The sequence below is a fragment of the Pseudarthrobacter enclensis genome (assembly GCF_001457025.1).
Classification (GTDB): Bacteria; Actinomycetota; Actinomycetes; order Actinomycetales; family Micrococcaceae; genus Arthrobacter; species Arthrobacter enclensis.
In genome coordinates this window covers 449,233-471,072 of record NZ_KQ758601.1, presented here as the reverse complement: position 1 = coordinate 471,072, position 21,840 = coordinate 449,233, and the positions used below count along the sequence as shown (strand labels likewise).

At 68.1% G+C, this 21,840-nt stretch carries 21 protein-coding genes and 1 riboswitch; of the genes, 10 read left to right on the top strand and 11 right to left on the bottom strand.

Going from position 1 to position 21,840, the window contains the following annotated elements:
- Window positions 1-7 precede the first annotated feature (7 nt).
- Genes AS031_RS10185 through AS031_RS10175 form a run of 3 tightly spaced genes read right to left on the bottom strand, consistent with a single transcriptional unit; the run spans window position 8 to window position 3,121 of the window.
- Window positions 8-1,189: a cation:proton antiporter gene (locus AS031_RS10185; RefSeq protein ID WP_058268011.1), complete on the bottom strand. Its 1,182-nt coding sequence runs from the start codon at window positions 1,187-1,189 to the stop codon at window positions 8-10.
- A 5-nt stretch (window positions 1,190-1,194) separates the two neighbouring features.
- Complete coding sequence (locus AS031_RS10180; protein WP_058268010.1) at window positions 1,195-1,677, bottom strand: cation:proton antiporter regulatory subunit; 483 nt, start codon at window positions 1,675-1,677, stop codon at window positions 1,195-1,197.
- 40 nt (window positions 1,678-1,717) lie between these two features.
- Window positions 1,718-3,121 (bottom strand): MFS transporter, encoded by a 1,404-nt coding sequence (locus AS031_RS10175; protein WP_058268009.1) that lies wholly within the window; start codon window positions 3,119-3,121, stop codon window positions 1,718-1,720.
- A 192-nt stretch (window positions 3,122-3,313) separates the two neighbouring features.
- Here AS031_RS10175 and AS031_RS10170 point away from each other — a divergent pair, with 192 nt between their 5' ends.
- From AS031_RS10170 to mnhG, 6 genes are read left to right on the top strand one after another with little or no spacing between them, the layout of a single operon-like run.
- The gene (locus AS031_RS10170) at window positions 3,314-6,325 is read left to right on the top strand and encodes a Na+/H+ antiporter subunit A (RefSeq protein WP_058268008.1); all 3,012 of its coding nucleotides are present in this window, start codon (window positions 3,314-3,316) and stop codon (window positions 6,323-6,325) included.
- Window positions 6,322-6,945 (top strand): Na(+)/H(+) antiporter subunit C, encoded by a 624-nt coding sequence (locus tag AS031_RS10165; RefSeq protein WP_058268007.1) that lies wholly within the window; start codon window positions 6,322-6,324, stop codon window positions 6,943-6,945. The genes AS031_RS10170 and AS031_RS10165 overlap by 4 nt, the downstream gene beginning before the upstream one ends.
- Window positions 6,942-8,633 (top strand): Na+/H+ antiporter subunit D, encoded by a 1,692-nt coding sequence (locus tag AS031_RS10160; RefSeq protein WP_058268006.1) that lies wholly within the window; start codon window positions 6,942-6,944, stop codon window positions 8,631-8,633. The genes AS031_RS10165 and AS031_RS10160 overlap by 4 nt, the downstream gene beginning before the upstream one ends.
- A complete protein-coding gene (locus AS031_RS10155; RefSeq protein ID WP_058268005.1) occupies window positions 8,630-9,175 on the top strand; it encodes a Na+/H+ antiporter subunit E in 546 nt (181 codons plus the stop codon). The genes AS031_RS10160 and AS031_RS10155 overlap by 4 nt, the downstream gene beginning before the upstream one ends.
- Window positions 9,172-9,450, top strand: a complete 279-nt coding sequence (locus tag AS031_RS10150; protein WP_058268004.1) for an MrpF/PhaF family protein — start codon at window positions 9,172-9,174, stop codon at window positions 9,448-9,450. The genes AS031_RS10155 and AS031_RS10150 overlap by 4 nt, the downstream gene beginning before the upstream one ends.
- Before the next feature lie 4 nt (window positions 9,451-9,454).
- Window positions 9,455-9,871, top strand: a complete 417-nt coding sequence (mnhG, locus tag AS031_RS10145; RefSeq protein WP_058268093.1) for a monovalent cation/H(+) antiporter subunit G — start codon at window positions 9,455-9,457, stop codon at window positions 9,869-9,871.
- A gap of 6 nt (window positions 9,872-9,877) precedes the next feature.
- Here the strand turns inward: mnhG and AS031_RS10140 are convergent, their stop codons facing one another.
- The 7 genes from AS031_RS10140 to AS031_RS10110 form a co-directional block, all read right to left on the bottom strand.
- Window positions 9,878-10,141: a DUF4235 domain-containing protein gene (locus AS031_RS10140; protein WP_058268003.1), complete on the bottom strand. Its 264-nt coding sequence runs from the start codon at window positions 10,139-10,141 to the stop codon at window positions 9,878-9,880.
- Window positions 10,142-10,219: 78 nt separating this feature from the next.
- Complete coding sequence (locus tag AS031_RS10135; RefSeq protein WP_371325981.1) at window positions 10,220-12,490, bottom strand: hypothetical protein; 2,271 nt, start codon at window positions 12,488-12,490, stop codon at window positions 10,220-10,222.
- Between the two features lie 24 nt (window positions 12,491-12,514).
- On the bottom strand, window positions 12,515-12,754 hold the full coding sequence (locus AS031_RS10130) for a CDGSH iron-sulfur domain-containing protein (RefSeq protein ID WP_058268001.1): 240 nt from the start codon (window positions 12,752-12,754) through the stop codon (window positions 12,515-12,517).
- A complete protein-coding gene (locus AS031_RS10125; RefSeq protein WP_074446949.1) occupies window positions 12,735-13,862 on the bottom strand; it encodes a glycosyltransferase family 2 protein in 1,128 nt (375 codons plus the stop codon). The genes AS031_RS10130 and AS031_RS10125 overlap by 20 nt, the downstream gene beginning before the upstream one ends.
- On the bottom strand, window positions 13,811-14,860 hold the full coding sequence (locus AS031_RS10120) for an iron-containing redox enzyme family protein (protein ID WP_058268000.1): 1,050 nt from the start codon (window positions 14,858-14,860) through the stop codon (window positions 13,811-13,813). Before AS031_RS10120 ends, AS031_RS10125 begins: the two co-directional genes overlap by 52 nt.
- Window positions 14,857-15,330 (bottom strand): DUF4383 domain-containing protein, encoded by a 474-nt coding sequence (locus AS031_RS10115; RefSeq protein ID WP_058267999.1) that lies wholly within the window; start codon window positions 15,328-15,330, stop codon window positions 14,857-14,859. The genes AS031_RS10120 and AS031_RS10115 overlap by 4 nt, the downstream gene beginning before the upstream one ends.
- A gap of 104 nt (window positions 15,331-15,434) precedes the next feature.
- On the bottom strand, window positions 15,435-15,989 hold the full coding sequence (locus tag AS031_RS10110; RefSeq protein ID WP_058267998.1) for a heme-degrading domain-containing protein: 555 nt from the start codon (window positions 15,987-15,989) through the stop codon (window positions 15,435-15,437).
- Between the two features lie 85 nt (window positions 15,990-16,074).
- A riboswitch (TPP riboswitch) is annotated at window positions 16,075-16,213 on the top strand.
- Between the two features lie 66 nt (window positions 16,214-16,279).
- Here AS031_RS10110 and AS031_RS10105 point away from each other — a divergent pair.
- From AS031_RS10105 to AS031_RS10095, 3 genes are read left to right on the top strand one after another with little or no spacing between them, the layout of a single operon-like run.
- Window positions 16,280-16,903, top strand: coding sequence for an ECF transporter S component (locus AS031_RS10105; protein WP_058267997.1), 624 nt, complete (start codon window positions 16,280-16,282; stop codon window positions 16,901-16,903).
- Window positions 16,903-18,453: an ABC transporter ATP-binding protein gene (locus AS031_RS10100; RefSeq protein WP_058267996.1), complete on the top strand. Its 1,551-nt coding sequence runs from the start codon at window positions 16,903-16,905 to the stop codon at window positions 18,451-18,453. The genes AS031_RS10105 and AS031_RS10100 overlap by 1 nt, the downstream gene beginning before the upstream one ends.
- Complete coding sequence (locus AS031_RS10095; protein ID WP_058267995.1) at window positions 18,450-19,250, top strand: energy-coupling factor transporter transmembrane component T family protein; 801 nt, start codon at window positions 18,450-18,452, stop codon at window positions 19,248-19,250. The genes AS031_RS10100 and AS031_RS10095 overlap by 4 nt, the downstream gene beginning before the upstream one ends.
- A 4-nt stretch (window positions 19,251-19,254) precedes the next feature.
- Here AS031_RS10095 and AS031_RS10090 read toward each other — a convergent pair whose 3' ends face one another.
- The gene (locus AS031_RS10090; protein WP_058267994.1) at window positions 19,255-20,091 is read right to left on the bottom strand and encodes a glycoside hydrolase family 25 domain-containing protein; all 837 of its coding nucleotides are present in this window, start codon (window positions 20,089-20,091) and stop codon (window positions 19,255-19,257) included.
- A gap of 179 nt (window positions 20,092-20,270) precedes the next feature.
- Between AS031_RS10090 and AS031_RS10085 the strand changes: the two genes are divergently transcribed.
- On the top strand, window positions 20,271-21,794 hold the full coding sequence (locus tag AS031_RS10085) for a UDP-N-acetylglucosamine 1-carboxyvinyltransferase (protein WP_058267993.1): 1,524 nt from the start codon (window positions 20,271-20,273) through the stop codon (window positions 21,792-21,794).
- Window positions 21,795-21,840 lie beyond the last annotated feature (46 nt).

Sequence of the window (21,840 nt, the reverse complement as noted above, 5' to 3'; positions counted from 1 at the left end):
GACGCCGCTAGGCCTGCGCCGGCACCTGCCGGCGGCGCGAGGCCACCTTCACCACGGGTTCGACGAAGCGGGCTGCGAGCGGCCCGAGCATCGCCATGAGCAGCACGTAGGCGGTGGCCAGTGCGGCAAGGTAGGGCGGGACCGCCCCGGACGCCACGGCCAGCCCGGCGATGACGATCGAGAACTCGCCGCGGGCTATCAGCGTTGCACCCGCGCGGAACCGGCCCGGCCGTGCAATGCCTTCCCGTTTGGCCGCCCAGATTCCCGTTGCCATCTTGGTCCCCGCGGTCACAACCGCCAGCACCAGGGCCCAGCCCAGGACCGGTGGAATGGACGAGGGGTCGGTGTTGAGTCCGAAGGCCACGAAGAATATCGCGGCGAACAGGTCGCGCAGCGGTTCGAGTATGCGGGTGGCGTTGTGGGCGGTGGCGCCGGAGATGGCGATGCCCAGCATGAAGGCGCCAACGGCCGCGGACACCTGCATGGCGGACGCCAGCCCGGCCACCAGCAGCGCTGCGCCCAGCACGTTCAGGAGGAATACCTCAGAGTTCTCGCTGTGCACGGCCTTGGAAACGTGATGTCCGTGCCGCAGCGCCACCATCAGCACCACGGTGACCACGGCCAGGGCGATCGCCACGGTGGTGAGCCCGCCCAGGAAACTGACCCCGGCCAGGGTGGCGGTGAGGATGGGCAGGTACACGGCCATGGCCAGGTCCTCGAACACCAGGATGGAGAGCACCACGGGCGTTTCGCGGTTGCCCAGCCTGCCCAGGTCCGTGATGACCTTCGCAGCGATGCCGGACGAGGAGATGTAGGTGATGCCGCCCATGACCATCGCCCCCACGCCGCCCCAGCCGAGGAGGAGCGCCAGTGCGGCGCCGGGGAGGAAATTCAGGACAAGGTCCAGGGCGCCGGCCTGCCACGACCGCCGCAATCCGGTGAACAGCTCCGCCGCCGTATATTCCAATCCGAGCATAAGCAGCAGGAGGATGACGCTGATCTCCCCGGAAAGATGCGAGAACTCGTGCATGCCCTCCAGCTTGACCACGCCTCCCGCCCCGAAGGCCAGGCCGCCCAGGAGGTAGAGCGGGATGGGCGACATTCCGATGCGTCCGGCCAGTCTGGCCAGCAGGCCAAGGCAGAACACAACGGCCCCCAGTTCAATGAGGGTCAGGGCGAGCGGATCCATAGGACTCAGCCGTGGCGCAAGATGGTGGCCGCCGAGTCGAGGCCTTCCAGCGTTCCCACGGCGACCAGCAGGTCACCGCTGTGAAGTACGACGTCGGGTCCCGGCGAGGGCAGGACCTCGCCTTCGCGCATGATGGCCACGATGGAGACGCCGCAGCGGGTGCGGATGCACGCCTTGCCCATGGGCTGATTCTGGAACGGGGACTCGGGGGCGATGGAGAACTGCCGGGTGACGATGCCCGGCACGTCCTTATGCTCCTCGGTGAGCTTCATGGCCAGGTGCTGCCCGCCCAGCAGGTTGCCCAGGGTGGCTGCTTCGTCGCTGGTCAGCGGAATCGACGCCTGGCAGGTGTCGGGGTCATCCCAGGTGGAGATGATGAGCTCGGTCTGGCCCTCGCGCAGCTCGACGACGCCGATCCGGCGGCCGGAAGCTGTCATGAAGTCCTTCCGCAGGCCGAGGCCGGGGAGGTTCGTTTCGTCCACGTTCATGGTTAAAGCCTAGTCTTCCGGGGCCGCTGCGGGGTGGCCGTCAGGCAGGGGGCACGACGGCGATGGGCGCCTTGTCCGGCGACTTGACCGGCAGCAAGACCAGCAGGCCGGCCAGCAGGACCACCATGATGCCCAGGATCCCCCAGCGCTGCGCCTGCCCGGCGGCCACCAGCGGGGTGGCGACGGTGATGCAGAGCGTGAAAAGCGCCGGCGCCAGAAAGCTGACGGCCCGGCCGGTGGTGGCGTACAGGCCGAAGAGTTCACCGGACTCGCCGTGCGGGGCAAGGCGGGCCAGGTACGCCCGCGAGGACGACTGTGCCGGGCCCACGAACAGGCAGAGGAACAGGCCGAACACCCAGAACGTGGTGCTGCCCGCCCATTCCAACCCAAAGAAGACGTAGTCCCCGTTGCCCAGCACCAGGATCACCGTTCCGGCCACCAGCAGGCCGACCAGCGAGCCGATGATGACCGTCTTGGGGCCGAGCCTGTCGTCCAGGAAACCCCCGATGACCGCACCAATGGCCGCGACGATGTTGCCGAAGATGGCGAAGAAGATGACCTGCGGCAGGGCGAATCCGAAGGTCCCGGCCGCGATGATCCCACCGAACGTGAACACCGCGGCGAGACCGTCCCGGAAGACCGCGCTGGCAAGCAGGAAATAGATGGTGTGCGGACTGGTGGCGTAGATGGCGCGGATCCGGCGGAAGAGCAGGCGGTAGCTGGCCACGATCCCCAGCCGGGCCGCCTGCCCCGTCTTGGGCAGTTCCGGCACCGCGAACAGGACCGGGAGCGCGAAAACGAAAAACCAGAGCGCAGAGAAGACGGCCACCAGCCGGATGTTCAGGCTGTCCTCGGTGGACGCGCCAAACCAGTCGAAGCTGGGTTGGACGAACAGCTGCAGCACGATGAGCAGGGCCACGATGCCGCCCAGGTACCCGGCACCCCACCCGATGCCGCTGACCTTTCCGATGTTCCGCGGGGTGGAGATCTGGGCCAGCATGGCGTTGTAGTTGACCCCGGCGAATTCGAAGAACACGTTCCCCAACGCGATCAGGGTGACGCCGAGCAGCAGGAATTCGGGCTGCGGGTAGACGAAGAAACACGAAGCCGTGAGGACGGCGACGGCAGCCGTGTTGACTCCCAGCCACAGCTTCCGCCGGCCGCCGGCGTCAGAGCGCTGCCCGGTCACAGGCGCCAGCAGCGCAATGGCAAACCCGGCGACGGCGAGGGCGGCGCCCAGCACGGCCGAGGCCTGGTCCTCGCCGCCGAAGGCGTTGGACGTCAGGTACACGGTAAACACGAAGGTGGTCATTACGGCGTTGAAGGCCGCCGAGCCCCAGTCCCAGGATGCCCAAGCCAGGATCCTGCCCTTGCTGGAGGCGTCGTTGCCGGAGGCGAGCTCAGAGGACGGCTGCACTGCCCGGGGAGCGCTGGCGCTGTTCATAGGTGCATCGTATCCGCCGAGGGCGAACAGGACGCGGACGAAAGCCCCGACTGGCGCGGAATGATACCCGCCCATCCTGAAAACGCGACAGGGAGGACGCCGGGGCTTGATAAACTGGGCTCTCCCGAACCCAACGCTTTGCCGCCTGCTCCAACTTTTGACAATCGAATTCCTGACGTTGCGGAGATACCAGTGATCACAGTCCTTGCCGTGCACTTTTCGGTGGCTGTGCTGGCGCCGTTGTTCTTCAGGAATTGGGGCCGCAACGCATTCTACGCCCTGGCGGCGGTTCCGGCAGCTTCCTTCATCTGGCTCCTGTTCCAGCATGGTCCGGTCTACTCCGGCGGCGCCGTGGCCGAGGTCATTCCGTGGATTCCGGGCCTGCGCCTCGAGTTCGCCTTCCGCATGGACCCGCTGGCCTGGGTGATGTCCCTGCTGGTGCTGGGAGTCGGCGCGCTCGTGCTGGCCTATTGTGCCCGGTACTTCAAGCGGAAGGACCAGGACCTCGGCGCCTTCGGAGCCCAGCTGCTGGCATTCGCCGGCGCCATGTTCGGCCTGGTGGTGGCCGACGACCTGCTGCTCCTCTTTATTTTCTGGGAACTGACCACCATCCTGTCCTACCTGCTGATCGGGTTCGCCCGGACCAGGCTCGCCGCGCGCCGCTCGGCGCTGCAGGCACTGATGGTCACCACAGCCGGCGGCCTTGCCATGCTGGTTGGCCTGATCATGCTGGGACAGGCCGCGGGCACGTACCGCATCTCCACCATCCTCGACCAGGCCCAGGCCCTTGCCAACGGGCCGTCCGGCGCGATGGTGAGCGCCGCCGTCGTCCTCATCCTGGTGGGGGCCATCACCAAGTCGGCGCTGGTGCCGTTCCACTTCTGGCTGCCCGGTGCCATGGCCGCGCCCACCCCGGTCAGCGCCTACCTGCACGCCGCCGCGATGGTCAAAGCCGGGATCTACCTGGTGGCGCGGCTGGCGCCCGGGTTCGCGGAGACGGCCTACTGGCAGCCGGTGGTGCTGGGCCTGGGCCTGGCGACCATGCTGATCGGCGGTTACCGGGCGCTGCGCCAGACCGACATCAAGCTCATCCTCGCCTACGGCACCGTCAGCCAGCTCGGCTTCCTCAGCATGGTGGTGGGCCTGGGCACACCCGACGCCGCGCTGGCCGGCCTGGCCATGCTGCTGGCCCACGGCCTGTTCAAGGCAACCCTCTTCCTGGTGGTGGGCATCATCGACCACCAGTCCGGGACCCGCGACGTCCGCCAGCTCTCCGGCGTCTTCCGGTCCTCCCGCGCCCTGGGCATCGTGGCGGGCGTCGGTGCCGCGTCCATGGCGGGCGTCCCGCTCCTGGCGGGGTTCGTGGCCAAGGAATCCGTCCTGGAGGCCTTCGTCCACCACGCCGGCGACCCGGACGCCGGACCCTGGGGCATGGTGGTCCTGGCAGGCATCGTGGTGGGTTCGGTCCTGACCTTCGCCTACAGCGCCCGGTTCATGTGGGGTGCCTTCGCCGTCAAGCCAGGCGTGGACCCCACCCCGTTCAAGGCCGTGCGGCCCTCCTTCATCGCCGCGCCGGCCATCCTGAGCCTCCTCACCATCGTGTACGGCCTGTGGCCGGTGCCGGTGGACGCCTGGATCCAGCCCTACGCGGCGCTATTCGCTTCCACCGCGGTCGACGCCGGCACACCGGCCGAGCAGGCAGGGCACCTTGCGCTGTGGCACGGCCTGACGCCCGCCCTGGGGCTCACGGCGCTCACGTTCGTGCTCGGCGCGGCCATGTACTTCGGCCGCAACGCCGTGTCCCGCGCCCAGGCGCTGGTTCCGGACTGGGTGGACGCGGACCGCGCCTACCAGCTGACCATCGGCGCCCTGGATGATGTGGCCGTCTGGATCACTGGCCGCACCCAGCGCGGTTCGCTCTACTTCTACCTCGCGGTCATCCTCACCGTGGCGTTCGTCCTTCCCCTGACGGCCATCCTCCTCGCCGGGAACCCGCTCCCCGACGGCATCTACCTGGTGGATCCCGGGTCACCGCTGCAGCTTGTCATCGGCGCCGGTATCATCATCGGCGCCCTCGCCGCGGTGAAGGCCAACAAGCGCTTCCTGGCGGTGCTGATGGTGTCAGTCACCGGCTACGGGATTGCCCTGGTGTTTGCCCTCCAGGGCGCCCCGGACCTGGCGCTCACCCAGATGTTGGTGGAGACCATCATCCTGGTGGCCTTCGTCTTGGGCATGCGCCGCCTCCCGCCCGAGCTGCGTGACCGTACCGGCGGCAAATACCGGGTGGTCCGGGTCATCATCGGCGCGGCCTTCGGCGCCACCATGGTGTTCGCGGCCATCTTCGCGATGGGGGCACGCGTAGCTGCACCCATTTCGCTGCAGTTCCCGCAGCTCGCCTACGAGGGCGGCGGCGGCCAGAACATTGTCAACGTCACCTTGGTGGACATCCGCGCCTGGGACACCTTCGGCGAGATCACCGTCCTGGCCCTGGCCGCCACCGGTGTGGCCAGCCTGATCTTTGTCCGGGGCCGCGGCGACCGGCTCCGCGCCTCCTCCTCCGTGGCGGAGGGCACCGTGGGCCGGTTCCACGGGGTGGATCCCGGCTCCCGGGACGGCGCGGCGCTGGCCATCAGCCGGAAGTTCGCCACGGCCGCCCGCGACGCCTGGCTGGTGGCGGGCCGGACACTGGCTCCGGAGCGCCGGTCCATCATCTTCGAAGTGGTCACCCGGCTCGTGTTCCACTCCCTGGTGATCTTCTCCCTCTACCTGCTGTTCGCGGGCCACAACCTGCCGGGCGGCGGCTTCGCGGGCGGCCTGACGGCAGGGCTCGCCCTCACCATCCGGTACCTGGCCGGCGGCCGGTTCGAACTGAGCGAGGCCACCCCGGTCAGCGCCGGCGGACTGCTCGGCATCGGTCTGGCCACGGCAGCGGCATCCGGAGCCGCGCCGCTCTTCCTGGGCGGCCAGGTGTTCCAGAGCGCCATCCTCCAGTTCTGGCTCCCCGTGTTCGGGGACATCAAGTTCGTCACGTCCACGATCTTCGACATCGGCGTGTACATCGTGGTGGTGGGCCTGGTCCTGGACGTGCTGCGCAGCCTCGGGGCCGAAGTGGACGAACATATCGAGGAGCGGGCCGCCGAGCCCGTGGAGGACGAGGAAACGGAAGACATGGCAGCCCAGACCATTTCAGGAGGCAAGGCATGAGCATCAATCTCGCCCTGCTGCTGGTCATGGGCGCCCTGTACGCCTGTGGCATCTACCTGATCCTTGAACGCAGCCTCACCCGTGTCCTGCTGGGACTCATGCTCCTGGCCAACGCCACCAACCTTTTGATCCTGGCCACCGGCGGGTATGCGGGCCTGGCGCCGCTGTTCTCCAAGGACACCGCGGCGGGGGACTACAACGATCCGCTGCCGCAGGCGCTGATCCTGACCTCCATCGTCATCTCCTTCGCCGTCACGGCCTTCATGCTGGGCATCATCTACCGCACCTGGGTGCTGGCACGCCAGGACGAGATCCAGGACGACGTGGAAGACCTCCGTGTTGCCGAAACCCCCAGCTTCGACGCGGAGGACGACGCCGAGATCCCGGCCGAAACGTCCGAGTTTCCGCTCACCATGCTGGGCAGCGACGGGCAGGACATCTCGGACCAGGGCCCCGATACCGGAGCCAGGCCCACGGACGGGCCGGAGGCGGCCAGGACCCGCGGCGGCACCGCCACCGTGGTGGCCGGCGACCGGGAACTGCCCGCCGAGCACGCCGCGCAAGAGGAAAAGCCCGGCTCCCGAACCATCAACCCCGGACCGGAAGGAGGCGGACAGTGAACATCGCCAGCCTGGCCCCGCTCGCCGTCGTACTTCCCATCCTGGGCGCCGCCCTGACCTTCATGCTGATCCGGCACTCCCGTGCCCAGCGGGCCGTCAGCATCGGGCTGCTGTCCCTGACCCTGCTGCTGGAGTGCTTCCTGCTCGCGGCCGTCTGGGACGGCGGCACCGTGGCGGTCAGCATCGGCGGATGGATCCCGCCGTGGGGCATCGTCATGGTGGTGGACCAGTTCTCGTCCCTGATGCTGGTGGTGTCCTCCGCCGTCAGCCTGGCCGTCCTCGTGTACGCCACGGGCCAGGGCATGGCCGACGGGGATAAGGACGCGCCGGTGTCCATCTTTCACCCCACCTACCTGATCCTGGTGGCGGGCGTGTCCAACGCGTTCCTCTCCGGCGATCTCTTCAACCTCTACGTCGGCTTCGAAATCCTCCTCACGGCAAGCTACGTCCTGATGACCCTGGGCGGCACCGGCCCCCGCATCCGCGCCGGCGTCACGTACGTGGTGGTCTCCGTGGTGTCCTCGGTGCTGTTCCTGATCGCCATTGCCATGGTGTACGGCGCCACCGGCACAGTGAACATGGCGGACCTCGCCATCAAGCTCGGCGACCTGGACCAGGGCACCCGGACCCTGCTGCACGTCATGCTGCTGGTGGCGTTCGGCATCAAAGCCGCAGTCTTCCCGCTGTCTTTCTGGCTGCCGGACTCCTACCCGACGGCGCCGGCCCCGGTCACGGCCGTGTTCGCCGGCCTGCTGACCAAAGTAGGCGTCTACGCGATGGTCCGCACCGAGACCCTGCTGTTCCCAGGCGATTCACTGAATACGCCGTTGATGATTGCGGCGCTGCTGACCATGGTGGTGGGCATCCTGGGTGCGCTGGCGCAGAGCGACATCAAACGTCTGCTCTCTTTCACCTTGGTGAGCCACATCGGCTACATGGTGTTCGGCCTGGCCATGTCCTCCGTGGTGGGTCTGTCGGCCGCGGTGTTCTACGTGGCCCACCACATCACCATCCAGACCAGCCTGTTCCTGGTCACGGGCCTGATCGAACGCCGTGGCGGAAGTTCCTCCGTGGACCGGCTGGGCGGGCTGGCCAAGATCTCCCCGCTGCTGGCCCTGTTGTTCTTCATTCCCGGGATGAACCTGGCCGGCATCCCTCCTTTCTCCGGGTTCCTGGGCAAGGTTGGGCTGCTCCAGGCCGGTGTGGAGCTGGGCACCCCGCTGGCGTACGCCTTGGTGATCGGCGGCGTGGTGACCAGCCTCCTGACCCTCCTGGCCGTGGCGAGGGTCTGGAACCGTGCCTTCTGGCGCCGCCCCACGGACGCCGAACACCCGGACCCGGTCCTGCTGGCCGCGCCCGGGCAGCAGGTGGAGGAGGAAGCGCTGGAGCAGGAACCGGTGGCCGCAGGATCCGGCCGGCCCCTGCTGCCCGTCCCGGAGCTCAGCCGGGCGGGAACCGGCGGCAGCAGCACCCTGGTGCGTTCCACCCTGATGCCCCGCAGCATGGTGGGATCCACCGCCGGTCTGGTGGTCCTGGGCATGGCGCTGACCGTGTTCGCCGGACCGCTGTTCGGCCTGTCCGACCGGGCTGCGGCTGACATGCTGGACCGTGCCCCCTACATCCAGGCTGTCCTGGGCGGGGACACCACCGTCCCGCCCGCCGCCGCGCCGGCAGGAGGGGGACAATGAGCCGTCAGCGTATTTCCCTGCGCCAGGAACTGCCCCTCCTGGTGTGGCTGGTGATCGTGTGGGGCGCACTCTGGCAGGACTTCAGCCCCGGCAACCTGCTGTTCGGGGCACTGCTGGCCATCGCCGTCGCGCGCCTGTTCTACCTGCCGCCCGTTGAACTCAGCGGCCGGTTCAACATCCGGCATGCCATCCCGTTCGCCCTGATGTTCCTGTTCCGGGTGGTGGTGGCAAGCTTCCAGATCCTGTACCTGGCGGTGGCGCGCGGGCCCAAGGTCACCAACGCCGTCGTGGCCGTGACGCTCCGGAGCCACCAGGACCTCATCGTTACCGCCACCGGGCACGTGATCTCGCTGATCCCGGGCTCCCTGGTGGTGGAGGTGGACAGGTCCACCTCCACGCTGTACCTGCACGCCATCAACATCAGCTCACCCGAGGACGTGGAAAACCTGCGCAATGACGTCCGTGCCATCGAAGCCGGACTGATCCGGATCATGGGCACCAAGGAAGAACTCGACGCCGTCCTGGCGGAGGCCGCCGCATGATGCCCGCCGTCCTGGTGGCCACGTCCGTCATCCTCTCGCTGGCCGCCGGCGGGGCGATTATCCGCATTGCCCGCGGCCCGTCATTGCTGGACCGCGTGCTGGCGTCCGACGTGCTGCTGGCTATCCTGGGGGCCGCCCTCTGCATCGACATGGCCGTCAACCGGCACCTGAACAATCTGATGCTGGTGGTGGCCATCTCGGTCATCGGCTTCATCGGATCGGTGACCGTTGCCCGCTTCGTGGCCGACCGGAGGGAGCACCCCAGTGAACCCTGACCTGATGTTTCCCGACCTGGGCAGCGTGGACGGCTGGATCGACCTGGTGTCCGCCGTGTTCATGGTGGTGGGTGCCGTGATGTCCCTCGGTGCCGCCATCGGCCTGCTGCGCTTCCCCGACCTCCTGAGCCGCATGCACGCGGCCACCAAGCCGCAGGTGCTGGGGCTGTTCCTGCTCCTGGCCTCCATCGGCCTGCAGATGCGCACCTGGTGGGTGTGGCCGGTGCTGGTGGTGGCCTGGATCTTCCAGCTGCTGACCGTCCCGGTGTCCGCCCACATGGTGGGCCGGGCCGGCTACCGCACCAAGCACCTGCACCGGGAGTTGCTCACCTCCGACGAGCTGGATGCGGTGGTGCAGAAAGCCGCCGCCCAGGCTGCCCATCAGGACGGCCCGGACGACGGCGGAGTGCCGAAGGACTAGCTGCGGCTAGACGATGTCCTGCGACTTGGCGAACCGCGTGATGGCGCGCTGGGTGCCGCGGTTGGCCAGCACCTGGATGATGGTGCTGACGAAGGCGGAGATCAGCGCGAAGGTGAGGGCGGACCGGAGGCTGGTGGGAACGTCCTCGTCCTTGCCGGTGGGCGGCTTGTTGCCGGTGGTCTTCTCCCAGATGGTGTTCACCAGCTTGGTGCCAACAAAGCCGGCGCCGAGGCTGACGCCGGTGCCGAGCAGCTTGATGAGAAAGTTCATGCGTAGTACTCCTTGCGGGCGGTAAAACGGTCCGTAACCCACCCTACTGGCTCAGGGCAGCCAAGGGGCCTGATTCGGCTACGGCGCGGGGACCAGGCCCTCCCATGCCACCGTCCAGCCGGCCGGGAAACCGGGGGCGTCGCGTTGCGGGCCGCCTTCCCAGCCGGCCGCCATGAGGGCGACCGCGGCGAGCAGCCCGCCGTTGCCCGGCAGGTAGAGGGGCAGCGATGCCGTCTGGCGGTTGTGGCCGTTGGGCAGCACCAGGTTCTTCGCAGCGTCCATCAGCAGCGCGTCCACGGCCGTCTCCGGATCGTCGAGGCGGGCTGCGGCCATGGCCATGACGGGGTAGTCCCACCCCCAGGTGCTGTCCCAGTCCCAGTCCATCCTCACGCTGGCCAGGGTGGCGCGCATGATATCCGGATCGATGATGTCCGTCTGCGGCAGCACGCCGAGGGCACACAGCATGGACGGGTGGTCCGTGCGGATGGTGTAAGGCTCGACGTCGATCGCTGCGTAGGTGCCGTCCAGCACCTTGGGCGGGACCATCCCGTCAGCCACGGCCAGCCAGGTGTCCCGCGGCGGCAGCCCCAGCCGTTCCCGCCAGGTGCTGGCGGTCCGCAGCGCCCACTGCCAGTAGGCGAGTTCGAACGTGGGGTTGCTGGCCCTGCCGCGGATGGACTCATAGCTCTCCTGCGCCGGAACAAGCGGCGGCCCCAGCTCGAAACCCCGTTCGGTCGGGTGCGCGAACGCTGCCATAAACTCGGCGCTTTCAAACACCACCTCCGCGAATTCCTCCAGCACTTCCCTCGACGGCTCTGCCCGGTACGCCAGTTCCGCGAGATGGATAGGGTGCGGCTGCTGCCAGATCAGGAAGGTGCCGATGGGGCTGGGGCTCTCGCGCCCGTCCGGACCGACCTGCTTGGGCCAGCGGACGCCGTCGAACCCTTGGGCCTTCGCCGTCTGCCGCGCAGGCTCCAGGACCGACGCGTACCAGCGCAGCGCCGGAAGCAGCAGCGAGGTCCGGTTCCACAGCGCAAAGTGGGCGGCGTGCCACCAGTGCATCTCCAGGTGGAAGCGTCCGCGCCAGGAGTTGCATACCAGGCCCGTTTCCTGCGGCGGCAGCGAACCGGAGCAGTTGATGGCCGTGAGGTACTGGGAGAGGATCACCCGGCGCTCGATTTCAGCGGCGCGGGGATCGGCCGTGAGGGAAAGGTCGACGGCGCCTCCGGACTTCCAGAATCCGGGCCAGCCGGAGCGGGACGCGGCGATGACGGCGCTGCCGGCTGCCGGGGCGGCCGGCCCGGTTGGCGGGGCCGCGCCGCCCCTCCCACTGCCTGGTTGCTGCGGCTCCGCCGCAGGCCCGCTCCCGATGCCTCCGTTGCCCCGCGGCAGGCAGTCGCCCTGTCCGGTGCTGATGAAGTGGACGCTGAAGTCCAGCGTGTCCCTGCCGTCGGCTGCACTGATCAGCACGCCATGCTGGCCCGCAGGTTCCACGTGCAGCCCGTCACCGGTGACGGCCACCTGGTATCCCGAACCGTCCAGCGTGCGGGTGACCAGCCAGCACCGCCCGCCGCCGTCAGGCGCCGGTGCCGCCGTCAACGTGGTGGAGTGCGCCTGGGGCCTGGACCAGTCGGCGGCGTCGTGCCACGCCTCTGAGCCGTACGGGAAGGCCAGCGACACGGCCAGGCCGTCGGCCAGTGCAGGGGAGAGGACCCGGAAGCCCAGCTCATCCCTCTGCGGATGGCAGGCCGTGGTGACGTTCACCGGCCTGCCCTGCAGCGTAAAGATGCTGGTGGCCGTCCCCGTCCAGAGGTCCAGTACCTGGTGCGCGTCCGTAATGTCGTTCTCGGTGAGGGCCGGCGATGCCCGGTCCGGCAGGACGAACCCGAGCCGGCCCAGGTCCAGCCGGTGGGGATTGGCACGCAGCCAGGTTTCGGCGGGGGATGATCCTGCTTCCCGGCCGTCCACGATGGCGCCCACCATGTCCACGTAGGGGACCGGACCCCGCGGGGAATCGTAGAGAACGGTGGAACCGGCGAGGGTGTACTCCTCCTGGACCGGCATGGAGTGCCAGCCCCACTGCGCCTGGGTGCCCAGTAGGGTCCCGGGTGTGAGTTCCCCGCGTGCGGCCACGGGGTACAGGGAGGGCAGCGACTGCAGGCCGCTCAGATCCATGGTGAAGCAGAACTCGCCGTTCCCGACGGACACCGGGCTCCGTGGGTCCAGCGAGTCCTGTTCCACGTTGTGGCGCCGCACGAGCGCCTCACGGTCGATGGGGTCTTGCCGGCTGGGCACGGTACCCGGCCTCCTTACTGGGGGATGGCACGCGAGAAAACGCTTTCTCTTCATCCTTCCCGTGACCGGGGGAAGGTGTCAACCGTCTTCCGGGGCGGGTCCTTCCTGCACTGCGGGTCCGGAGCGGAACTTCGTGAACTTATGGGTGCCGTCGCAGTAGGGCTTGATGGCGGACGCGCCGCACCGGCACAGCGCCACCGTCTGGCGGTCACGGGGAACGGGAAGCCCGGATGGCGTCACGATCTCGAAATCCCCCCGGACGATCAACGGTCCGTCCGGGCAAACCACAATGGAGCTCTCAGGCTGGTCCTGCTTCACAGGCGTTCCTCTCAGGTCCGGCGCCGTGGCCGGCGCGAGGCATAGTGGGTGCGGCCGCGGCAGCACCGGGTCCGGGAAGCGTTCCGCGGTGGTGCCGCCGGAGTCCGGATGTCGAATGGGCCGCCGTGGCTATCCGGGTGCCGGCGTAGTGAACGCCGCCGCGGAGCCGGAACCACAGCGCCACCCAGACGCAGGCCGCCCGTTCCAGCACCCACAAGGGGGCAAACCATGCGGTGCGGGGCGGGAAGGCGGCTGTGCCACGGTGGCGCTGCCTTCCCAGCTCGGCGACGGCAACCGCCGCCACTGCCAGCGCGGGGAAAATGATCCGCCGGGCGCCTGCGGGCAGCAGCATCGCGGACAGCACGGCGGGAAGCAGTGCCAGCTCCACCAGCAGCCGCGCGGGCTGGGCGAAGTCATCGTAGGCCTGGCGGACACGCTGTGTGAGGAAATGCCGGGCGCTGGGCGGCCTGCGGGCGATGAACACGTCAGGCAGGATCTTTTCACGCCCCCCGGCCGCCCGGATGGTCCGGATCAGCTCCAGGTTCTCGAAAAGGACGGGTTCATAGCCGCCCGTGGCCAGCAGTGCGCTGCGGCGCAGGCCCAGGGTGCCGGGAAAGTCGGCTGACCAGGCGCGGTTGATCAGTGTCCGGGCAGTATCCCACGCGGCGTGCCAGGGCAGCGGGTCGAAATAGTTCTGCGGCCGGACCACGTCTGCACTGCCCAGGTGATGGACGACGTCGGCGAGGGACTTTTGCGTGTAGCGGACGTCGTCATCGGCCAGGATGAGCAGTTCCGCCCGTGCCGAACGGACTCCGGTGAGCACGGCGGCCACCTTGCCGTTGCCGTGGGCCGGCCCTGCTGCCGGACGGATGTGCCGGATGCCGGGAGGGAAGTGCTCGCGGTGACGCTTGAACAAGGCGGAGGGCGAACCGTCAATGACGGCAACGGGTATCCACGTGACCAGCTTCCCCAGGTAGCCGGCCAGTTCGGACAAGCCGCTGTCCTCGGTCCAGCGCAACGGCAGGATGTATTCGGCGGGCAGCAGCCCTTCGTGGATCATGCCGCCGCCGGGCCTGCCGTCCGCAACGAGGACCGGCCGTTCTCCCATGAGCCCACCAGGTGGGCGGACATCCTGGCATCGATGGCCATGGCGGCCGTGGCGCCGAAGATGACATCGGCCAGCAGCCCGGGCTCTGCTTCGACGAGGCCTCCTGCAAGGTCCCGGCCGGCGATCTGTTCGTGCACGGCGTCGGCTTCCACGTGCTCATCGAAGTAGTGGGTGACGTCGGGTCCGAAGCCGTGCCGCCTGAAGCCGTTGCCGTAGAAGCGGTTGGGCTGGGAGGACGTCATTTCGTAGATGGCCAGGTGGCCGGCGATGGCACCCCGCAGCCGGCGGTTCAGTCCGCACAGCGACATCAGGTTCACCGCGGCCAGGGACAGTGCAGGCACGGCGTCGACGTACGTTCCGTACCGGTCGTCCAGGCCCAGGCCGCGCATGGTCCGCGCAAAAAGCGTGCTGTGCATCCGCTCCGGCCGGCCCCCGCCGTACTCGTCCGCCTGGATCTCCACCATTGCTGCCTTGGCGCGGCCGGTCAGCCGGGGGATTGCCCAGGTGTGCGGGTCGGCCTCCTTCAGCTGGTAGATCGATTTGTGGACCAGGAACTCCTTGAGCTGTTCGAGGCTGGCCTTGCGGGCAACGTACCGGGAGACGCTGGGCCCTGCGTCGCTCGCTGCCAGCCTGAACAGGGCATCGGCCACCTGGTCGCTGTTTGCTGCCGAATCGAGCTCCAGGCCTTCCGCGGCGTCTCCGGCCGCGCACCGCAGGGCAGCCTCAAACGGGCCCTCCAGCAGCCGGCGTACGCGGAGGAGTTCAGGTTCCCATTCCCAGGCGTCGTCCACGCCGTCGAGGCCGGAGTAATGCAGCTCGTAGAGGCAGAAGAGGGCCAGCTGGACATCGTCGTCGTCGATGATGTCCGGGGTCTCCCCAATGCGGGCAGCAGCCAGGCGGTGCAGGATGTCCAAGTCCTCCGCGGCGTCGTCGGGAGCGCCGGACAGGACGGTGAGCAGGGCGGTGCTGAGGGGACCCCTCGGCGCAGGGCGTTTCATGATGCTCCTTGATGCTGTTTGTGAGGGGAGGGCCGCGGCGTGTGGGGCGACAGGACGATGGCCACGACAATCATGGCCAGCCCGAGAACCAGATGCAGGATGTTGTCCGGGTCATTTGCAGGGAGAATGTTCAACGGTGTTTCGTCGCTCGCGACGAGCCCGAAAAGCCACAAGGCAAGGTAGGCGACGCCGCCGTACACGAAAAAGCTGCGGGCATGGCGGTGCGCCCTGAAGGCGAGGACCCCGGCAAGTCCAAAGATGCCGTGCAGGACGTTGTGGAGCACGGACACCTGGAAGATGCCCAGCAGTGTTGCCTTGGAGCCGGGGCCGGCGAACTCCAGGGCATGATGGTTGTTTGTTGCGCCGGGGACGAACCCCAAGGCGCCCGCGGCCAGGAACAGGGCGCCTGCCCCGAGCGCCGCCCACTGCAGCCCCGAACGCGTACGCCGGGTTCGGGTGCTTGATGCCATGTCCTGTGCTCCTGGGTGTTGCCGGGACAACATAGTAAGCATGTTTACTAATAAAAAGTAAGCAAGCTTCCTTTGCGTCCCTCCCCTTGGCTGAAGGAGGCAGGCTACTGTGGCGCGTCATCCGCCTCGGGCAGGCCCAGGACTCCACGCATCGCCTCCACCACCAGGTCATGGTCCGCCACCTGCGGCAGTCCGGACACCGTCACGGTGGCCACGGCGCCCACGCCGGTGACATAGACCGGAAAGGCGCCCCCGTGTGCGGCGTAGCGGGACTGGTCAAACCAGGCGTTGTCCTCGATCCGGCCGCCCCGGACCCTTCCCCGCAGCCCCACCAGCAGCGACGGGACCTCGTAGCGGGCCGAGGTGCGCTGCTTGGCGCGCACCCAGTACTCGTTGTCCGGGGTGGCGCCCGGCAGTGCGACATGGAACAGGACCTGCTCACCCCTGGTGATGTCGATCGCAATGGGAAGGTTCCGTTCCTTGCCCAGCTCCACCAGCAGGAGACCGAGGTTGAGGGCGTCGTCCGCCGAAAAGCCCGGGAATTGCAGTTCACGCGTTTCGGCCTCGACGCGGCCCATGAGGGCCTGGAGGGAGCCTTCCGGCTGCGCGGCATCGGAGTCCGGGTCGAACTCAGTCACATGTGGAGGATTGGCAGTCATGGCCCACAATCTACTCCCCGCCGGTGTAAACTTGACCACGCCCGGAAGGGCACTGCAACACCATCCACAGCATCATCAACGACACAAACAACGACAGGGGAGCGCCGCCACCGCCCCGGCCCACCAGCCGGGAAAAGCAGGCGGGCGCTGAGAGTGCGGACAGCCGCAGACCCTCGAACCTGATCCGGTTAGTACCGGCGCAAGGGAGTCGAGTTCTCGAAGTGCGTGGCTGCGGCGTACCGGCCGCAAGCTGCTGACACTTTCCCCTCCTGTTTTTCCAGGAGGATCACATGAGCACTGCATCACTGAAGAAGACCGCCGGCAGGTCCTGGCGGGTTGTCGACATCGTCGTGGCGGCGCTGATCGCCGTCGCCGGCGGCGTGATCTTCTGGGCCTGGTCCCAGGGGGCTGCGGCCGTCTCGGCACCCATGAACGCCGCCTATCCGCCCCTCACCGGCCTGCTGGCCGGCGGCTGGATGATTCCGGCAGTCCTGGGCATGCTCATTATCCGCAAGCCCGGCGCTGCGCTGTTCTGCGAAACCGTGGCCGCCACCGGGGAACTGCTCATGGGTTCGCAGTACGGTGCATCAGTGCTGTTCTCCGGGTTCGTCCAGGGCCTGGGCGCCGAGATCATCTTCGCCATCTTCGTCTACCGCAGGTTCAACCTCCCCGTCTCGCTGCTGGCCGGCGCCGCGGCAGGGCTGTTCTGCGGCCTGAACGATTCCTTCGCCCCCTGGGGCTGGAACATCGCCTACTCCGGCGGGGACAAGCTCGCGTACATCGTCTTCACCATGGTCTCGGGTGCCATCATCGCCGGAGCCCTGTCCTGGGTTGCCACCCGCGGCCTGGCCAGGACCGGCGTGCTGGCCCCGTTCGCCTCGCGGAAGGCCGCAACGGAGCCCGTCTTCTCCTGATGGCCGCGCCTTCCCACGCGGCAGCGCCCCACACGGTGCGGCCTGCGGCAGTCACCGCCCGCGGCTGGGGCTGGCGGCACGCCGGCCGGACCAGGCCCGCCGTCCAGGCCCTGGACCTTGACATCAGCCCGGGGGAGCGCGTGCTCCTGCTCGGACCGTCGGGCGCGGGTAAGTCCACGCTCCTCCACGCGCTCGCCGGCGTGCTGGGCGACGTGGACGACGACGGCGAGGCAGGCGAGTCCGACGAGTCCGGTTCGCTGCTGGTTGACGGCGGATCCCCCCGGGGGCAGCGGGGCCGTGCCGGCCTCATGCAGCAGGACCCCGAGACGCAGGTGGTCCTGTCGCGGGTAGGCGACGACGTCGCCTTCGGCGCGGAAAACCTCGCCGTGCCCCGCGAGGCGATCTGGCCGCGGGTGCACGAGGCGCTGGCCGACGTCGGACTTTCCCACCTGCCGCTCGACCACCCGACGTCGGCGTTGTCCGGCGGCCAGAAGCAGCGCCTGGCGCTCGCGGGCATCCTCGCCATGCGGCCCGGGCTTGTCCTCCTGGACGAGCCCACCGCCAACCTGGACCCTGCAGGCGTGCTGGAGGTCCGTGACGCGGTGGCCCGGAGCCTGGACAAGACCGGGGCCACGCTGGTGGTGGTGGAACACCGGGTATCTGTGTGGAAGGACCTGGTTGACCGGATCGTGGTCCTCCAACCCGGCAATCACATAGATCCCGCCGTGCTCCTGGACGGTCCGCCGGACCAGGTGCTTGCCGATGCCCGGAGCATGCTGATCTCTGCGGGCGTGTGGGTGCCGGGATACGTTCCGGCCACCCGGGCAAGGGCCGCCGACGTGCCTCCCGGAACAGGCGATCTGCTGCTCGCCGCGGAGGCCCTGGCCGTCTCCCGGCAGCGTCCCCGGCGCAGGGGCTTCCGGAAGATACCTCCCGTTCCCGTGCAGGAGGGCATCACCGCCCAGGTCCGGGCAGGGCAGGCGCTCACTGTTACCGGCCCCAACGGCGCCGGAAAATCGACCTTCGCCCTGACCCTGGCCGGCCTGCTGGAGCCGGTGGACGGCGCGGTGTCCGCCACCACTGCATTGGCCCGCGGTGCGGGAATAGATCCCTGCCGCTGGAAAGCGGAGCAGCTGATTGAGCGGATCGGGACCGTGTTCCAGGAGCCCGAACACCAGTTTGTCACCGGCAACGTCCTGGACGAACTGCTCTTTGGACCCCGGCACCTGGGCCACGGCGCGGAGCGGGTGGACGAGTTGCTGGAACGGCTGCGGCTCACGCACCTGGTGGACGCAAACCCGTACACGCTGTCCGGCGGTGAAAAGCGCCGGCTTTCCGTGGCCACGGTCCTGGCAGCCAGTCCACAGGTGCTGGTGCTGGACGAACCCACCTTTGGCCAGGATGCCAACACCTGGGCCGAGCTTGCGTCCTTCCTCTCCGAACTCCTGGATGCCGGCACGGCCGTTGTCTCCGTCACCCACGACGCCGAGTTCACCGCGGCCCTCGGCGGCACGGAACTGAAGCTTGCGGCGGAAGCGGGGCGGCCATGAGGCAGGAACTGAACCTGCGGGGAAATGCGGCGCTGCTGACCCGGGCCAATCCGTTAAGCAAACTGGCCGCCGTCGTCCTCATTACCGTGGTGCTGGCCCTGTCCATCGACTGGGTGTCCGCCTCGGTGGCACTGGTGTTCGAACTGCTGGTGTTCCCCCTGGCGGGCCTCACCTTCGCCCTGCTGTGGCAGCGCGGCTGGCCCCTGATCCTCGCGGCCGCCGTGGGTGGCTGGAGCACGTCGATCCTGGCCCCGGACAGTGGCCGGACGCTGATCGACGCCGGCATCTGGACCATGAGCGAGGGCTCGCTGGAAACCGGCGTGGGCTTCCTGCTGCGCGGCCTGGCAATCGCGTTGCCGGCGGTGCTGCTGATGAGCTGCACCGACCCGACAGACCTTGCCGATGCCCTGGCACAGAAGGCGCGGCTGCCGCACCGCTTCGTCCTGGGAACCCTGGCGGCGATGCGACTGATGGGCTTGATGGCAGAGGAATGGCAGACCATCGGCATGGCGCGCCGTGCCCGAGGTGTCGGCTCGCGGGGCAGCCTGGTGCAGCGGGTCAAGGCGACGCTGGGGCAAAGCTTCGGCCTGCTGGTCCAGGCCATCAGGCGGGCTTCCCGGCTCGCCGTCACCATGGAGGCGCGCGGTTTCGGCGGCGGGCCCAGGACGTGGGCCCGCGTCTCCGCCTACAGCCTGCTGGACGCCTGGGTCCTGGCGGGCGGCCTGGCCGTGGCTGGACTCGCCGTCACCGCAGCCGTCTGGGCCGGCACCTGGAACATGCTGTGGATAGGCGGCTGAGGCCTCAGCTGCAGGGGTGGTTGTAGTCCAGCCCGTCGCGGATGAACTGGGTCAGCACTACTTTCCCTCCTGCCGTCAGCGGAGCCCTGGAGCAGGCCGCGGCGGCCGAGGAAGCGTTCCGGGCGCCGGCCAGCCAGCTTGGCAAGGGGTAGAGGTTGCTGGAGCTGCCGACGGTGCCCACGATCCGGTTCCACTGCTGGCCGGTGGAGTAGATGCCCACGCCGTCGGCGTCGATGCTGTGGAAGAAGTCCGTCATGCCTTCCAGGACCGTGCGGTTGGCGTCCTTGTTGCTGGACCAGGTGTTTTCGGTTTCCACATCCAGCCACCAGAAGTATCCGGCGGGGTTGCAGACACCGCGGACGTAGGCGGCGTCGAAGGCCTTGGCGTAGCCGTACATGTAGGCGCAGGCGGTGCCGTAGTCCCCGGCCCTGCATGAACCGTACGGATTGTGGACCTTCGATCCGGTGGGGTACTCGTCGCTGACGGGCCACCAGGACCCCGCCCTCCCGGGGTTGGCGGTGTTGACGTACAGTTGCGCCTTCGGCTGCGAGGCGGCAGCTCCCGACGACGACCGGGCCCATTCGAGCTGTTCCTGCAGGCACGGGTTGGTGTTGTTGGCCAAACCGTTATTGACGCCCACGATGGCAAACGCCTGGCCGGTGGGAAGGTCTTTGTTGCACTGCGGCCAGGAAACATCGTTGCCCAGCAGGGACCGGCCGTCGGTCGCATGCGGATCGTCGGAAGAGCCGGCGAAGGCGGGGCCGCCGCAGGTGAACAGGATTGCTGCCACCAGCAGCCACGCCAGCCTGAAGACCGGGAGGTGGGCTCGAGTCCGGGGCATGATGGGCTCCGTTACCGCTGGGGAAAACGTTCAATTCCAGTCTCCCGCGCTATCACGGTAAGGACAAGGAGCAACGCCGCACTGTGGATCTATCGCATAGAAAAGATAAACAGAGCTCCTTACCGAGGCGTAACCTCTTCTTGGAAGCTGCGAAAACTCATTTATGATATATTCGCTGCATGACCCAGGAAACCGCCGAACACGTCGCCGTCATGCTGAGGAACGCCAGGAGCGAGAAAGGCTGGACCCAGGGCCAGCTTGCCGCCGAGCTGGGCACCAGCCAAAGCGCCGTGGCGCGGATGGAGCAGGGAAAGCAGAACCTGAGCCTGAAGATGATCCAGCGGCTGGAGACCATCTTCGACCGCAGCATCGTCAACGTGGGCAAACCGCAGATGACCCACCTCCGCGTCGAGGGCGGACAAACGCTCTCCGGGGCGGTGGATGTGAACAGCAGCAAGAACGCCGGTGTGGCCCTGCTGTGCGCCAGCCTCATCAACCGCGGCACCACCGTGCTGCGCCGGCTGGCCCGGATCGAGGAGGTCAACCGGATCGTCGAGGTGCTCACCAGCATTGGCATGGAATGCACCTGGCTCAACGCCACCGATCTTCGCCTGCGCCGCCCGGCTGTCCTTGACCTGGACTCGATGGACGTCGCGGCTGCCCGGCGCACCCGCAGCGTCATCATGCTGCTGGGACCCCTGCTGGATGAATCCGCCGAGTACCGCCTGCCGTACGCCGGCGGCTGCGACCTGGGCACCCGCACCGTTGAGCCGCACATGCAGGCGCTGCGCCAGTTCGGCCTGTCGGTGGAAGCCACCGCTGGGTTCTACACCGTGCAGGCTCCGCCGGCTGACTCGCGGCACCGTTCCTTCGTGCTGACCGAACGCGGCGATACGGTCACGGAAAACGCCATCATGGCGGCCGCCCACCGCGAGGGCACCACCGTGATCCGCAACGCCAGCCCCAACTACATGGTGCAGGACCTTTGCTTCTACCTGCAGATGCTGGGCGTGACCATCGAGGGCGTGGGCACCACCACCTTGCGGATCACCGGGAAGCCCGCCATCAACGAGGACATCGAGTACTTCCCCTCCGAAGACCCCATTGAGGCGATGAGCCTGATCACCGCCGGGATCGTCACCAACTCAGAGGTCACGGTCCGCCGGGTCCCCATCGAGTTCATGGAAATCGAGCTGGCCACGCTGGAGCAGATGGGCCAGCAGCTGGAAATTTCGGGCGAGTACATGGCGCGCAACGGCCGCACCAGGCTGGTGGACGTGACCACCAAACCGTCCGAACTCAAGGCGCCGGAAGACAAGATCCACCCCATGCCCTTCCCCGGCCTCAACATCGACAACCTGCCCTTCTTTGCCGTGATCGCCGCCAATGCCACCGGCCAGACGATGATCCACGACTGGGTTTATGAGAACCGCGCCATCTACCTCACCGAGCTGAACCGGCTGGGGGCCCAGGTGCAGCTGCTGGATCCGCACCGCATCTACGTGAACGGCCCCACCAAGTGGCGCGCGGCCGAGGTGGGTTGCCCGCCCGCCCTGCGCCCGGCCGCCTGCCTGCTGCTGGCCATGCTCGCCGCCCGGGGCGTCTCCGAGTTGCGCAACATCTACGTGATTGAACGCGGCTACGAGGACCTGGCCGAGCGGCTCAACACCCTCGGCGCCAGGATCGAGTATTTCCAGGACTGACATTCACGCTTCGTCATGAAGGGGAAGGTCCCTTCACTTCGCGCGT

Coding starts and splice junctions, on each gene's coding strand:
- AS031_RS10185 (WP_058268011.1), bottom strand. CDS start 1,189: ATGGATCCGCTCGCCCTGACCCTCATTGAACTGGGGGCCGTTGTGTTC.
- AS031_RS10180 (WP_058268010.1), bottom strand. CDS start 1,677: ATGAACGTGGACGAAACGAACCTCCCCGGCCTCGGCCTGCGGAAGGAC.
- AS031_RS10175 (WP_058268009.1), bottom strand. CDS start 3,121: ATGAACAGCGCCAGCGCTCCCCGGGCAGTGCAGCCGTCCTCTGAGCTC.
- AS031_RS10165 (WP_058268007.1), top strand. CDS start 6,322: ATGAGCATCAATCTCGCCCTGCTGCTGGTCATGGGCGCCCTGTACGCC.
- AS031_RS10155 (WP_058268005.1), top strand. CDS start 8,630: ATGAGCCGTCAGCGTATTTCCCTGCGCCAGGAACTGCCCCTCCTGGTG.
- AS031_RS10150 (WP_058268004.1), top strand. CDS start 9,172: ATGATGCCCGCCGTCCTGGTGGCCACGTCCGTCATCCTCTCGCTGGCC.
- mnhG (WP_058268093.1), top strand. CDS start 9,455: ATGTTTCCCGACCTGGGCAGCGTGGACGGCTGGATCGACCTGGTGTCC.
- AS031_RS10140 (WP_058268003.1), bottom strand. CDS start 10,141: ATGAACTTTCTCATCAAGCTGCTCGGCACCGGCGTCAGCCTCGGCGCC.
- AS031_RS10135 (WP_371325981.1), bottom strand. CDS start 12,490: ATGAAGAGAAAGCGTTTTCTCGCGTGCCATCCCCCAGTAAGGAGGCCG.
- AS031_RS10125 (WP_074446949.1), bottom strand. CDS start 13,862: ATGGGAGAACGGCCGGTCCTCGTTGCGGACGGCAGGCCCGGCGGCGGC.
- AS031_RS10120 (WP_058268000.1), bottom strand. CDS start 14,860: ATGAAACGCCCTGCGCCGAGGGGTCCCCTCAGCACCGCCCTGCTCACC.
- AS031_RS10115 (WP_058267999.1), bottom strand. CDS start 15,330: ATGGCATCAAGCACCCGAACCCGGCGTACGCGTTCGGGGCTGCAGTGG.
- AS031_RS10110 (WP_058267998.1), bottom strand. CDS start 15,989: ATGACTGCCAATCCTCCACATGTGACTGAGTTCGACCCGGACTCCGAT.
- AS031_RS10105 (WP_058267997.1), top strand. CDS start 16,280: ATGAGCACTGCATCACTGAAGAAGACCGCCGGCAGGTCCTGGCGGGTT.
- AS031_RS10100 (WP_058267996.1), top strand. CDS start 16,903: ATGGCCGCGCCTTCCCACGCGGCAGCGCCCCACACGGTGCGGCCTGCG.
- AS031_RS10095 (WP_058267995.1), top strand. CDS start 18,450: ATGAGGCAGGAACTGAACCTGCGGGGAAATGCGGCGCTGCTGACCCGG.
- AS031_RS10090 (WP_058267994.1), bottom strand. CDS start 20,091: ATGCCCCGGACTCGAGCCCACCTCCCGGTCTTCAGGCTGGCGTGGCTG.
- AS031_RS10085 (WP_058267993.1), top strand. CDS start 20,271: ATGACCCAGGAAACCGCCGAACACGTCGCCGTCATGCTGAGGAACGCC.